Source organism: Pelagibacterium sediminicola (genome assembly GCF_003390885.1).
GTDB lineage: Bacteria > Pseudomonadota > Alphaproteobacteria > Rhizobiales > Devosiaceae > Pelagibacterium > Pelagibacterium sediminicola.
Map to the genome: position 1 here is coordinate 1 of NZ_QMEL01000015.1, position 13,508 is coordinate 13,508.

Genomic DNA, 13,508 nt, shown 5'->3' on the forward strand with positions numbered 1-13,508 from the left:
GACGGCGCCGGCCCGTATCCACGATCTCGAGCCGCTCGACACGGCTTCTATCTGTAAAGATATCCATACCGACAGTCAGCTATCAGACCGATCGCGCAAGCCAAGGCGGCTCTCAACGGAGGCTTACCCTAGCAGTTCAGAAAACGCGGTCCAACGGCAACTCTGGCCCGCTGTGCGCGAAGGACTCAAGAAGCCTAGCAGTTCAGAAAACGCGGTCCAACGGCAACCGGGGCAAGCCCTCGACCGGCAGTCGATTTAGCCTAGCAGTTCAGAAAACGCGGTCCAACGGCAACCATCGGCGTAGTCGTCATCGCGGATGTCGAAGCCTAGCAGTTCAGAAAACGCGGTCCAACGGCAACTGACAGAACGATCAAGCTTTCCTCAAAGGCAGCCTAGCAGTTCAGAAAACGCGGTCCAACGGCAACCGAGGCCACCCCATGAACCGCCTCCTTACCAGCCTAGCAGTTCAGAAAACGCGGTCCAACGGCAACCGAAAACGAGCGCGAGCGATTCCTGACGCTAGCCTAGCAGTTCAGAAAACGCGGTCCAACGGCAACGGCTTGCCAATGGTGATGGTGCCGGGCGCGAGCCTAGCAGTTCAGAAAACGCGGTCCAACGGCAACCGGGTAGTTGTTCCAATTCGACGCGCGCAAAATCTAGCAGTTGAAAGAACGTCGCCCAATAGCAACCTGCCCTCCCTGGCTGCGGAGGCCCGTGCCCTTCGAGCCTCCGCAGCCATCCCATCTGAAATTTCCCGTTGCATGAAACTCTTTGTCTGGACAGCGCGTGGGTGTGTTGTCAGTCTGCCGGTGAATCAGAATCGGGGGCGTTCAATTGCATTCCATCCTTTCACTGCCTCCGGTGCAGCTTTTGCTGGCGATCGTGCTGTTCGTCGTTGTCGGCACGGGCGTGGCCATGTTGCTGCTCTTTGGGCTGCGCCGTGCGTTCAGGACGTCCTCGATGGCGGTGCCGGTGGCGACCTTTATCAGTACGGTGGCGACCGCCTGGGCGCTGGCGCTCGGATTCGCCGCGGCCGATGTCTGGACCTTGCGCGCGGATGCGGACAAAGCGGCGTTTGCCGAGCGGTCCTCGGTCATGCGCCTCGTCGGCATGGCGGATACGCAAGCGCTCGATATTCCCGAATTGCGCGAGGCAATTATCGACTATGTCGCTCTCGTCACCACGGACGAATGGGGTGCCGGTCTCAACAGCAGGCCCCATACGGGGGTGGATGATGCCCTTCAGGCCATAAGGCTGGCCATCATCGATCTTGCCTATGGCGAGGCGCCGGAGGCCCTCGTCGACAAGGCGGTGAACGATTTCGATGAATTACAGGATGCGCGCAACGCCCGGTTGGGAGTGGGCGAAAGCGTTGTCGACGAGGCAAAATGGTATCTGGTCGTCATTTTGACGGTCATGAGCATGACCACAATCGGAGCCTGCCATCTCGACCGCCCGGTGGCCGGCTTCAATGCGCTCTGGATTTACGGAATCGTGGTCGTCGCCAGCCTTTGGGTGCTGGGCATTCACATCAATCCCTATACGCACCTGGCGATCCCCTTCGAGGCGATCGATGCCGTTTAGGCCCGTTCAGGATTTGACGAAATCGAAGATCGGGAGGATAGCTTGTGTGCTGCGCCGGTCTCCGGGAGTCCGTCTCGGGGGGGGGGATGGAGATGGCGCGCATATCAGCGCCAAAACCACCAATGTCGTTCGCGGCTTGTTCCCCGAAGCCAGAACGATCCGCCCTCAACCGCCGCGGCAGGCCGTTTCCATCAAAGCCCGGGATCAAACACCTAACGCTGCAACCGGGCGGCCGGTATTAAGGTAAATGCCCCGAAACCCCGCCTAGATGTGAGCTTTCAGGATAAGCGGGCACCACCTATCCGGTTCGGAACGCGACAAATCAAAGACTTGGAGCTCCTGTTTTGATTCCGTCAAAACAGGAATTGTTCTAGCGTTGCGCTTCGGTGGTGGAGGTCTTATAGTTGACCAAGTCTATAGACTTTTTGCAATGGACCGTGTCCAACATGGCAAGGTGCCCCCTCATTCGATGATTTCGCAGAAGGCCAAATATGCGCTAAGGGCCCTGGTTGCCCTTGCCCGCGCGCCGCAGACAGAGCCGCTCGTCATCTCCGACATTGCGCGCGAGCACAGAATCCCCAAGAAATTCCTCGAGCAGATCCTGCTCGATCTCAAGCGGCACGGCTTGCTGGCGTCCAAGCGCGGCAAGGGAGGGGGCTATGTGTTGCTGCGGCCTGCCGACAAGATCACCTATGGCGAGGTGCTGCGCATCATCGACGGGCCGATTGCGCCCCTGCCGTGCCTTTCGATTACCGCCTATCGCAGATGTGCCGATTGCGTTGACGAGACGAGTTGCGAGACCCGGAAGGTCTTTGCGCATGTGGCCGATGCCACGCGCAAGGTGCTCGATTCAACCACGATCGCGGACGCAGCGGCCACGCCCCGCATCGCGCAGATCGCTTCCTGAGCCATCCGACCCGTCGGCTGGCAGAGGAATTGAACGGTTGCGCGTAGCGTTTGGTTAACCCAAGGCGCAATCGCGCCCCGGCCGGGAAAAACAAAAACAGAAATCGTTAATGCCTTGCCCGGCACAGTTGTGCAAGGCGGGGGGAGCCGCCAAACGCAAATGAGGGGTGTGGGCGGCGGATGCACAACGGTCCACAGGCACAGAGCCGGCATGATAATCGGGCGGAAACGCTCGCCTATATCGAAATGGTGATTTCGCTCACCGACCGGGCGGTCATCGTTTCGGACGCCGAGCGGAACGTATGCTACGTCAATGCCGCCTTTACCGCCATGTTCGGTTATACGCTGGACGATGTCAGCATGATCCCGCCATGGGAGTTGCTGGCCGGGCCGCTGACCGATGCCAAGCTCCACGAGCGGGCGAGCCATTCGGGACGGGACGGGGCGTTTTTTCACGACGATTTGTTGCTGCACACCAAGGGGGGCGACCCGATCTGGGTGTCGGCGCGGGTGGAGCCGGTGTTCGATGCGGCGGGCAAGTTTACCCATGTCGTGGGCATGCTTACCGATATCACCAATGCCAAGCGTCTTCAGGTTCTTCAGCGAGAGGTCCTCGAGGCGCTGGCGCGCGATGTGCCGCTGGCCGAGCTGATGACGTTCATCTGTTCGCAGGTCGAGGCACTGGCGCCCGACGTTGTGTGCTCGGTGCTCGCGGTCGATGGAGAAGGTCGCCTGCGCCCCCTTGCCGCCCCCTCGTTGCCCGCATTCGTCTCGGATGGTGTCGACGGGCTTGCTATCGGGCCCGATGTCGGGGCGTGCGGGGCGGCGGCGTTTGGGAAAAAGGATGTGGTTTCGCGCAACATCGGCACAAATCCGGCCTGGGCCGGGGTCGGGGAACGGCTCTCGAAATCCGGGTTCAATGCGTGCTGGTCGACGCCGATGATCATGCGCGACGGCAAGGTGGCGGGGACCTTTGCGTTCTATTTCGCCCAGGACCGCGACCCCAGCCCCTGGCATCGGCAGATCGTCGATACGTGCGTCCATCTGTGCGGCATGGCGATCGAACGCGATGAGGCCAAGACCCGGATCAATCGCCTGGCCTATTTCGATGCCCTTACCGGATTGCAGAACCGGGCCTCGCTGCGCCGCAAGCTTGGTGACAGATTCAGCCGCGACGCCAGGCGCCAGACACGGACCGCATTTCTATGCGTCGACATCGATCGGCTCAAGGATATCAATGATGCGTTCGGGGCGCCTGTGGGCGATGCCATTCTTTCGGCGGCGGCAAAACGGCTGGCCGATCATGTTTCTTACCGGGGCGAGGTGTGCCGGCTCAACGGCGATGCCTTTGTCATCGCCATCGATGCGGATCGCGAAGGGGCGGAACGGCACGCGCGCGGGATAATCGAAGCGTTGCTCCAGCCCTTCGAGACGTCGGGGGTTGCGCTGCCCCTTTCCTCGAGCGTGGGGATCGCGCTTTATCCCGAGGACGGGCAGGATGTGGACGGGCTGTTGCGCCACTGTGAGACGGCGATGTTCGAGGCCAAGGCCAAGGCGCGGGGTTCTTATAAATTCTTCGATCCGGCCATGCAGGTCCTCAACAAGACGCGGCTGGTGCTGGGCACGGCGCTGCGCGAGGCCATCGCGTGCGATGAGCTTGAATTGGTCTATCAGCCGCAGGTCGATTGCCAGAGCGGGCGGATATACGGGGTCGAGGCGCTGGCGCGCTGGACGCACCCCGAATTGGGCGTGGTGAGCCCGGCACGGTTTATCCCTATAGCCGAGCAGGTCGGGCTGATCGAGGCCATCGGCGGCTGGGCGATACGTTCGGCCTGCGCACAGCTTGCCGACTGGCGCGCGCGGGGGTTCATGGTCCCGGCGATTTCGGTCAACATATCGCCCCATCAGTTCCGCAATACCGGTTTCTGCGCCCTTATTGCCGCCAGCCTCGATGCCCATGGGCTCGCGCCCTCTGACATAACCATCGAGATCACCGAGGGTGTGATGCTCGAGGAGACGCCGGCGGTCGTTGAAAACGTCCGCAAGCTTGCGAAGATGGGCGTCAGGCTCTCTATGGACGATTTCGGCACCGGACATTCGAGCCTGTCGCTGCTCGCGCGGCTGCCGGTGACCGAACTCAAGATCGACCGCAGCTTCATGGACCGGATCGAGGACGACGCGACCGCGCAGGCGGTGGTGACGGCGGTGGTATGCATCGGGCAGAGCCTCGGCATGACCGTGGTGGCCGAGGGCGTCGAAAACGACGCGCAACGGCGGTTCCTCACCGCGCTCGGCTGCACCGTGCATCAGGGCTACCACTATTCGCGCCCGCTGGACCGGGAAAGTCTTGAAGGCTGGATGAGCGGGCCTGCCGTCTCGCGGCGCAGCGCTTAGCCGCATTTGTGGCCCGGGCCAGCATCGCTACCCCCTCATCCGACCTTTTGCTACGCAAAAGCCCACCTTCTCCCACGAGGGGAGAAGGGCGGCGCTGAGAGTGCGCGGTTTACGAGCCCCCCTCTCCCCCCGTGGGAGAGGGGTTGGGGGTGAGGGGCAGCGATGTTGCTACAAAACGCCCGAATGTTGTTGCAGCCCGGTTCTACCCGCTGGTTCTCAGCCTTTCATCGGCCAGTTGCCGGATCTCGGTCAGTTCCGTAATCGTGGTCTGGAGATCGTCGAGTTGGGTGCGCAGCAGGGCGAGGCGTTCGTCGATCTTTTCGATCAGCAGGGTGTGCTGGGCGGTTTGCGAGCTGTCGGCGTCGTAAAGGGCAAGGTATTCCTGGATGTCGCGCAGCGAAAAGCCCAGCCGCTTGCCGCGCAGGATCAGGATCAACCTTGCCCGGTCGCGGCGACGGAAAACGCGGGTGTTGCCGACCCGCTCGGGCTGGAGCAGGCCCTTGGTTTCGTAAAAGCGGATGGCGCGGGTCGAGATGCCGAATTCTTTTGCCAGATCGGCGATTGCGAAAAGTTCGGGCTTTTCCACCTCGACCTTGTTCACCTCACGCTCCTTTGCCTTGAGTGCGTTCATATTCCTCTCGCAGGTCCTTTTTCGAGAGCTTGCCGATCATGGTCTTGGGCAACTCGTCACGGAAGATGATCTCGCGGGGCATTTCGAGCTTGGAGAGGTGGTCCTTGAGGAAGGTTTTGAGGCCCTTCTCGTCAAGGGTTTCCCCAAGCTTGAGCTTGACATAGGCGACGGGAGCCTCGCCACGATATTCGTCCTTTACGCCGATCACATTGGTCTCGTCCACCGCCGGATGCTTGTAGATGGCATCCTCGATGGCGCGCGGATAGACGTTGAAGCCCGAGCAGATGATGAGGTCCTTGATGCGGTCGACAAGGAAGAGATAACCGTCCTCGTCCATATAGCCGACATCGGCGGTGCGCAGATAACCATCGGCGTTGAAGACTTCGCGCGTGGCCTCTTCGTCGTTGTAATAGCCCAACATCACCTGCGGCCCCTTGACGGCCAGTTCGCCCCGCTCGCCCTGGGCGACCTCGACGTCAGGGTCATCGAGGCTCACGAATTTGACGTCCGTACCCGGAACCGGCAGGCCGATCGAGCCGCGCTTTGATGGCTTGCGCAATGCCGCGCAGGCAACGACGGGGGAGGTTTCGGTCAGGCCATAGCCCTCGGCGAGCAGGGCCTTGGATTTTTGCGCAAAGGCGTCGCGGGTTTCGCCGGGCAGGCCCGCCCCGCCGGAAATCGCCACCTCGATCGAGGAGAGCAGTTCGGGCGTCGCCTCGGGTTTGGTGGCGAGCGCATGGAGGAGGGTGGGTACGGCGGGCAGGACATTGGCGCGCGTGCGCTTGAGGGTGGAAAGGAAGGCCTTCATCTCGAAGCGCGGCAGCATAATGACCTGCGCGCCCGAGCACAGCGGCACGTTGAGGCACACTGTCATTGCGAAAATATGAAAAAAGGGCAGCACTGCGATGATCTTGGAGGGTGGATAGAACAGCCCGTCGCCCCATTTGTCGATCTGGCTCATATTGGCCGCGATGTTGGCGTGGCTGAGCATGGCGCCCTTGGGCGTGCCGGTGGTGCCGCCGGTATATTGCTGGACCGCGACGTCCTTGTCGGGGTCGATCCCGACGGGATCGGGCGCGAGGTTCTTTGAAACGAGACCGTCAAAGCCGATTACCGCGCCCGCCGCCGGGGAGCGGTCCGGATAGGCGAGGTCGCCGCGCTTGGCGAGCTTATAAAGGAATTTCTTGAGGCCGGGCAGGGCGTCGGGGAAGTGGGCGACGACGAGCTTTTTGACCAGTCCCTGGGCGACCAGTTTTTCAGCGTTGTCGAAGGTCACCTTGAGATCGAGCGTGATCATCACGTCGGCGCCGGAATTGGAAACGATGTGGCTGAGCTCGCCCATGGAATAGAGCGGGTTGCAGTTGACGACCGTCGCCCCGATGCGCAGCACGGCGAAATAGGCGATGACGAAATAAGGGGTATTGGGCAGGAGCAGCGCGACCCGGTCGCCCTTCCTGATGCCCATATCCTTCTGGAGCGCGCCGGCCAGCGCGTTGACCTTTGCGCCCAGCGCGCGAAAGCTGGTGGTGGCGCCCAGAAAATCCAGCGCCGTCGCATCGCCCATCTTGGCACACGCGGCGAGGAATTGTTCATGGACCGGGGTGGTGTCGATGTCGGTCTCCCACTCGATGCCCTCGGGATAGGATTTTATCCATTGGTGGGTGGCTGCGGGCGCGGCGTCGATCATGTCATCTCTCCCTCCGGGCGGGCTTTTTGCCCTTCTCCTCGCTAAAAATATGTCATAGGCTTACGTTAACGTCAAACTGCTTACGTGTGGCAGGGTGATTGACGCATTTGGAGCGTAACGTGGGTGTGAGGACCGGAGTTGCAACGGACAGGCCGGTCGGGCGTTTGGATTTTATCCGGATAGCGGGCAATGACGTAATGGGTATTAGATTGACGTTAACGTCCATACGTGTATGTTTTTAGATGATGGCGCGTAAAAGCGTCCGCAACTGGAACCTGCCGGCCTGGCGGGCCGCCGATCCCGCCGCCGGTCAGTCGAGGAGGTCCGCCTGATGGCTTGGGCACTGTTGGTTCTCGGAATCGTTGCATTTTTCGTTCTGGCCATCCGCCAGTCCCCGCTCTGGCAGTGGGCGCTCGCAGCGCTCGTCGTCGGCGGTCTGGCGATGCTGCGCCCCGAGGAGGGGCTGGCCTTTTCCACTTCCGCCGTGGGCTGGATTTTCGCGCTTCTGCCGGCGGTTATCCTGGGGCTGCTCTCGATCGGGGCGGTGCGCCGGATGGTTCTGACCGGCCCGGCCTATAAGATCGTCAGGTCCGTCCTGCCGCGCATCTCGTCCACCGAACGCGAAGCGCTCGATGCGGGGACCGTGGGCTGGGACGCCGAGATCTTTTCGGGCCGCCCCGACTGGTCGAGGCTCCTCGATATCCGCAAGCCCGATCTCACCGAAGAAGAACAGGCGTTCCTCGACGGGCCTTGCCAGGAGGTCTGCGCGATGATCGATGACTGGGACACGCGCCACAACCGCATGGACCTGCCGCCCGAGGTCTGGCAGTTTTTGAAGGACAAGGGCTTTTTCGGCATGCTCATCGGCAAGGAGCATGGGGGGCTGGGCTTTTCCGCGCAGGCGCAGAGCCAGGTGGTCTCAAAGATCGCCTCGCGCTCGGTCGCTGCGGGGATCACCGTCATGGTTCCCAATTCGCTCGGGCCGGGCGAACTGCTTGAAAAATACGGCACCCCCGAGCAGCAGGGCAAATATCTCCAGCGGCTGGCCAAAGGCGAGGAGGTTCCCTGCTTTGCGCTCACCGGCCCGCATGCCGGGTCCGACGCGGCGGGGATGCGCGATGTGGGTGTCGTCACCTATGGCGAATATGAGGGCAAGACCGCACTCGGCGTGCGCCTCTCATGGGACAAGCGCTACATAACGCTCGCGCCCATCGCAACGCTGCTCGGCATCGCCTTCATCCTTTATGATCCCGACAACCATCTGGGCAAGGGCGAGGAGGTGGGCATCACGCTGGCGCTGGTGCCGGCCGATTATCCCGGCGTCGTCATCGGCCGCCGCCATTTCCCGGCGCGCGCCGCGTTCATGAACGGGCCGACCTCGGGCAAGGACGTTTTTATCCCCCTCGATTTCCTGATCGGGGGCACCGAATATGCCGGGCAGGGCTGGCGCATGCTGATGGAGTGCCTTGCCACGGGCCGCGCCATTTCGCTGCCCGCCATCGGCACCATCTCGATCAAGGCCGCGTTGCGCGCCACCTCGACCTATGCGCGCATCCGCCGCCAGTTCGGCATCGCCATCGGCATGATGGAGGGCGTGGGCGAGGGGCTGGCGCGGCTGGTCAAGTCCGCCTATCAGTTCGAGGCGTCGCGCGCCATGACCGCGGCCATCGTCGATGATGGGGAAAAGCCCGCAGTGATTTCAGCGGCGCTCAAATACCGCACGACCGACGAGATGCGGCACCGGATCGACGATGCCATGGACATCCATGGCGGGCGCGCCGTGCAGGATGGGCCCTCCAACTATCTTTTCTCGGGCTATTCCAACGTTCCCGTCGCCGTTACCGTCGAGGGCGCCAACATCCTCACCCGCACGCTCATCACCTTTGCGCAAGGGGCACTGCGGGCGCATCCCTATCTTTTGAAGGAAGTGGAGGCAGCCCAGAACCCCGATAAAAAGACGGGCCTTCTGGCGTTCGACACGGCGTTCTCGGGCCATATCGGCTTCATGCTGCGCAACATGATCGCGTCCTTCTGGCACAATCTCACCTTCGGGCGCTTCGCTTCGAGCCCGGTGGAACACGAATTGAAGGGATGGTACCGGCAGTTGCATCGCTATAGCCAAAGCTTTGCGCTGGCCGCGGACTGGACGGTTGCGTTCCTTGGCGGGGATCTGAAACGCAAGCAGATGCTTTCGGGCCGCATGGCCGATGCCTTCTCCGAGCTTTACCTGCTCTCGACGGCGCTCAAGCGCTTCGAGGACGACGGGCGGATGCCCGAGGACATCGCGATCATCGACGCCATCGCGCGCGACCGCATCGCGGGGGTGGAAAAGGCGCTGGGCGAGGTGATCGACAACTTCCCCAACCCCTTCATGCGTTTTGCGCTCAACCTCTTCATTTTCCCGCTCGGACGCCATGCGCGCCCGGCACGGGACCGCGAGAACTTCCGGCTGGCCCGCTCGGTGCTGGGGCATTCGGTACTGCGTGACCGGCTGACGCGCGGGGTCTATGTCAGCTTCGATCCCAACGACCGCATGGGCATGCTCGAAGATGCGCTCACGAGGGTCGAAGCGGCGGCGGAAATCGAAAAGAAGTTCTTCCGCGCCATCAAGAAGGGCGAAATCCAGCGCCGGCTCGACCGTGACGCCATCGAGGATGCAGTGGCGGCGGGCGTCTTGACGCTCGATGAAGCCGCCATCATGCGCGCGGCGGATGAGGCGACGGATCGTGTCATCAAGGTCGACGATTTTGCGCCCGATGAACTGGCGCGGGTGCAAGCGGCGCCCGCACTCGATGCAGCGGCGGAGTAGGGGGATGGCGGGAGAAGCGATATCGCAAGCGATTTCGGCTATCGCCGAATCCCCCCTCCCTCCTCCCCCACAAGGGGGGAGGTGCTGGCCTTGTGCGTTTGGAGACAGTCGCGCGAAGGAAGCACCCTCCCCTTGATGGGGAGGGCTGGGGAGGGGTGAAGCCACACGCTCGAATCCGGCGAACTGAAAGGAAAAGCCTTGGCACAATCCGATCTTTCAAACCTCCGCCACTGGCGCTTTGCGGTCGATGTCGAGCAGATCGGCTGGCTGACGCTGGACGTTGCGGATTCGCCGGTCAACGTGCTGAGCCGCGAGGTGCTGACCGAGCTTGATGCGGTCGTGACCCACATCGAAGAGTTGGCGAGGGAAAAGGCCATTGCCGGCGTGACGCTGCTTTCGGGCAAGGCCGGTTTCATCGCGGGAGCCGATATTTCCGAATTCGATGCGATGAGCGATCCGGCGGTGCTGCCCGAGGCTTTGCGGTTCACCCATGCGCTGTTCCAGCGCATCGAGGATTTGCCGGTGCCGTTTGTCGTGGGGATTTCGGGGTTTTGCGTCGGGGGCGGGCTGGAGCTGGCGCTGGCTTCGCATTATCGCATCGCGGTCGATGACGAGACGACCAAGCTGGGCTTTCCCGAGGTCAGGCTCGGCATCTTCCCCGGCTTTGCCGGGACGGGCCGCTCGATCCGGCAGGCGGGGCCGGTCGATGCCATGCAGTTGATGCTGACCGGGCGCAATCTTTCGGCGCGGGCGGCAAGGCGGGCAAACCTTGTCGACAAGCTTGTAAGGCATCCCGACATGCTGCGCTGGGAGGCGCGAAAAGCGGTGCTTTCAAAGCGCAAATCGCCTCCCGCGCCTCTTTCCAAACGCGTCATGGCCCTGGGCCCTGTGCGGGGCCGGGTTGTCGAAAAGATGCGGGCCGAGACGGGGAAAAAGGTCAACAAGGACCACTACGCGGCGCCCTTCGCGCTGATCGATCTGTTCGAGAAGTATGGCGACAATCCAAAGGCGATGATGAAGGCCGAGATCGATGCCTTCGTGCCTCTGATGGCATCGCCCACCGCGCAGAATTTGCGTCGGGTGTTCTTTTTGTCCGAAAGCCTCAAAAAGCTCGGGCTGCGCGGCAAGGAGAAGCCCAAATTCGCCCGCGTACATGTGGTTGGTGCGGGCGTCATGGGCGGGGATATCGCCGCCTGGTGCGCGCTGCGCGGGCTTGGCGTGACCTTGCAGGACATGGATATGGAGCGCATCACCCCGGCGCTCGACCGCGCCAAAAAGCTGTTCAAGAAGCGCCTGAAGACAAAACAGGCGGTCGATGCCGCCATGTCCCGGCTCGAAGCGGACGTCGAGGGCAAGGGCATTCCGCGCGCCGACGTCTTGATCGAGGCGGTGGTCGAAAAGCTCGAGGTCAAGCAGCAGATTTTCGCGGATGCCGAAAAGCGCATGAGACCCGACGCGATCATGGCGACCAACACCTCCTCCATCGAACTCGAACGCATCACGGAAAAGCTCGATAACCCCTCACGGCTGATCGGACTGCATTTTTTCAATCCGGTCGCGCAATTGCCGCTGGTCGAGGTGATCCGCTCGAAACTCAATGACGAGGAGGCGATCCGCAAGGGCGCATCGTTCGTCCTCGCCATCGGCAAGTCGCCGGTGGTGGTCAAGTCCGCGCCGGGCTTTTTGGTCAACCGCGCGCTGATGCCCTACATGCTCGAGGCGGTGGACCGGGTGGAAAAGGGCGAAAGCCCCGAGCAGCTCGACGAAGCCGCCGTCGCCTTCGGGATGCCGATGGGGCCCATAGAATTGATGGATACGGTCGGGCTCGATGTCGGCGCATCGGTGGCGCGCGAACTGGGGCAGACGGTGCGCGAGGATTCAAAATTCGCCAAGCTGGTGAAGGCCGGAAAGCTGGGCCGCAAGACCGGCCAGGGCTTTTACAAATGGGAAGACGGCAAGCCGATCAAGGACAAGGCGCCCGCCCATGGCAATCTTGCCGGCCTTGGCCGCGACCTCGTGCAGCCCCTGGTCGACATGACCGAGGAGATCGTCGCCGAAGGCGTGGTCGAAAGTGCCGACCTCGCCGATATCGGCCTGATCCTGGGCACCGGGTTCGCGCCGTTCCTGGGCGGACCGCTCAAGGCGCGTCAGGATGGAAAGGCATGAGCAGCGCAATGACACAGAGCTTGAGGAAAGTCGCCATCGTGGGCAGCGCGCGCACCCCGTTTTGCCGCGCCTATACGGGCTATGAAAACGAATCCAATCTCTCGATGCTTTCGACCGCCATCGGCGGGCTGGCCGACAAATACGGGCTCAAGGGCGAACGGGTGGGCGAGGTGATGGCCGGGTCGGTCATTTCCCATTCAAGGGATTTCAACCTCGCGCGTGAGGCGCTGCTCGATGCGGGGCTGTCGCCCTTTACGCCCGGCACGACCATGCAAATCGCCTGCGGCACCTCGCTTCAGGCGGCGCTGGTGCTGGGCGCCAAGATCGCGACCGGTGAGATCGAGAGCGGCATTGCGGGCGGATCGGACACGGTGTCCGACAGCCCGGTGGTGCTGGGGCCGAAAATGCAAAAGCGCATGATCGCGCTGTCCCGCGCACGGACGACAGGCGAAAAGCTGGCCGCTTTCAAGGGCTTCAATTTCGGCGAGATCGCGCCTGTCGCTCCTTCGACGCAAGAGCCACGCACCGGACTTTCCATGGGCGAGCATTGCGAGTTGATGGCGAAAGAATGGGGCATCACCCGCGAGGCGCAGGACGAAGTGGCGCTCAGGAGCCATCTCAACGCGGCTCGCGCCTATGACGAGGGGTTTCACGACGACCTGCTGGTGCCGTGCGCCGGTATCCTCAAGGACAACAATGTCCGCCCCGACACCAGCCTTGAAAAGATGGCGGCGATGAAGCCCGCCTTCGACAGGAAATCGGGCAAGGGCACGCTGACGGCGGCCAATTCCACCCCGCTCACCGATGGCGCCTCCTCGGTGCTGCTGGCAAGCGAGGAGTGGGCGAGGGAACGTGGGCTGCCGGTTCTGGCCTGGCTCACCATGGGCGCGGTTTCGGCCAATGATTTCGCGCATGGGGACGGGCTGCTGATGGCGCCGACCATCGCGGTTTCAAACCTCATGGCCCGCTCGGGGCTTTCGTTCGACGACATCGATCTTTTCGAGCTGCACGAGGCGTTCGCCGCGCAGGTGCTGTGCACGCTCAAGGCGTGGGAGGACCCGGGGTACAACCGCGACGTGCTCGGGCGCGAGACGCCGCTGGGGGCCATTCCGACCGAGAAAATCAACGTTTACGGGTCCTCGCTCGCCTATGGCCATCCCTTCGCGGCGACGGGCGCGCGCATCCTGGGGATGACCGCTAAGATGCTCAATACGCTCGATAAATCACGCGCACTGCTCTCGGTGTGCACAGCCGGTGGCATGGGTGTTGCGGCGATCGTGGAAAGGGGGCAGCTTTAGTGCTTGTCAAATGGAATTGGGCAGGGATAGGCT

General features: G+C 62.4%; 8 protein-coding genes and 1 CRISPR repeat array. Of the genes, 6 read left to right on the forward strand and 2 right to left on the reverse strand.

The annotated features are described in order from the left end of the window. The first annotated feature begins 125 nt into the window (after positions 1-125). Positions 126-623: a CRISPR direct-repeat array (repeat unit 36 nt; unit sequence AGCCTAGCAGTTCAGAAAACGCGGTCCAACGGCAAC). A gap of 211 nt (positions 624-834) precedes the next feature. The 3 genes from DQG18_RS15325 to DQG18_RS15335 all read left to right on the forward strand — a co-directional run bounded on the left by DQG18_RS15325 (position 835) and on the right by DQG18_RS15335 (position 4,884). After that, a complete protein-coding gene (locus DQG18_RS15325; RefSeq protein ID WP_116655125.1) occupies positions 835-1,584 on the forward strand; it encodes a bestrophin-like domain in 750 nt (249 codons plus the stop codon). 469 nt (positions 1,585-2,053) lie between these two features. Next, positions 2,054-2,491 carry an RrF2 family transcriptional regulator gene (locus tag DQG18_RS15330; RefSeq protein ID WP_116655142.1) on the forward strand — a complete coding sequence of 146 codons (438 nt, stop codon included), beginning with the start codon at positions 2,054-2,056 and terminating at the stop codon, positions 2,489-2,491. A gap of 179 nt (positions 2,492-2,670) precedes the next feature. Then, on the forward strand, positions 2,671-4,884 hold the full coding sequence (locus DQG18_RS15335; protein WP_116655126.1) for an EAL domain-containing protein: 2,214 nt from the start codon (positions 2,671-2,673) through the stop codon (positions 4,882-4,884). A 202-nt stretch (positions 4,885-5,086) separates the two neighbouring features. On the opposite strand, the gene DQG18_RS15340 is transcribed toward DQG18_RS15335, so the two are convergent. Beyond that, complete coding sequence (locus DQG18_RS15340; RefSeq protein WP_211199065.1) at positions 5,087-5,515, reverse strand: MerR family DNA-binding protein; 429 nt, start codon at positions 5,513-5,515, stop codon at positions 5,087-5,089. After that, positions 5,487-7,202 carry a long-chain-fatty-acid--CoA ligase gene (locus tag DQG18_RS15345; protein WP_198669798.1) on the reverse strand — a complete coding sequence of 572 codons (1,716 nt, stop codon included), beginning with the start codon at positions 7,200-7,202 and terminating at the stop codon, positions 5,487-5,489. Before DQG18_RS15345 ends, DQG18_RS15340 begins: the two co-directional genes overlap by 29 nt. A gap of 331 nt (positions 7,203-7,533) precedes the next feature. On the opposite strand from DQG18_RS15345, the gene DQG18_RS15350 reads away from it, so the two are divergent. The 3 genes from DQG18_RS15350 (at position 7,534) to DQG18_RS15360 (ending at position 13,475) form a co-directional block, all read left to right on the forward strand. Further along, positions 7,534-10,011: an acyl-CoA dehydrogenase gene (locus DQG18_RS15350; RefSeq protein ID WP_116655127.1), complete on the forward strand. Its 2,478-nt coding sequence runs from the start codon at positions 7,534-7,536 to the stop codon at positions 10,009-10,011. A 198-nt stretch (positions 10,012-10,209) separates the two neighbouring features. Further along, a complete protein-coding gene (locus DQG18_RS15355; RefSeq protein ID WP_116655128.1) occupies positions 10,210-12,177 on the forward strand; it encodes a 3-hydroxyacyl-CoA dehydrogenase NAD-binding domain-containing protein in 1,968 nt (655 codons plus the stop codon). Further along, the gene (locus tag DQG18_RS15360; RefSeq protein WP_245958500.1) at positions 12,174-13,475 is read left to right on the forward strand and encodes an acetyl-CoA C-acetyltransferase; all 1,302 of its coding nucleotides are present in this window, start codon (positions 12,174-12,176) and stop codon (positions 13,473-13,475) included. The genes DQG18_RS15355 and DQG18_RS15360 overlap by 4 nt, the downstream gene beginning before the upstream one ends. Positions 13,476-13,508 lie beyond the last annotated feature (33 nt).

Excerpts from the sequence above, each read along its gene's own strand:
- DQG18_RS15330 (WP_116655142.1), top strand. The coding sequence starts at position 2,054 with ATGATTTCGCAGAAGGCCAAATATGCGCTAAGGGCCCTGGTTGCCCTT.
- DQG18_RS15335 (WP_116655126.1), top strand. The coding sequence starts at position 2,671 with ATGCACAACGGTCCACAGGCACAGAGCCGGCATGATAATCGGGCGGAA.
- DQG18_RS15340 (WP_211199065.1), bottom strand. The coding sequence starts at position 5,515 with ATGAACGCACTCAAGGCAAAGGAGCGTGAGGTGAACAAGGTCGAGGTG.
- DQG18_RS15345 (WP_198669798.1), bottom strand. The coding sequence starts at position 7,202 with ATGATCGACGCCGCGCCCGCAGCCACCCACCAATGGATAAAATCCTAT.
- DQG18_RS15350 (WP_116655127.1), top strand. The coding sequence starts at position 7,534 with ATGGCTTGGGCACTGTTGGTTCTCGGAATCGTTGCATTTTTCGTTCTG.
- DQG18_RS15360 (WP_245958500.1), top strand. The coding sequence starts at position 12,174 with ATGAGCAGCGCAATGACACAGAGCTTGAGGAAAGTCGCCATCGTGGGC.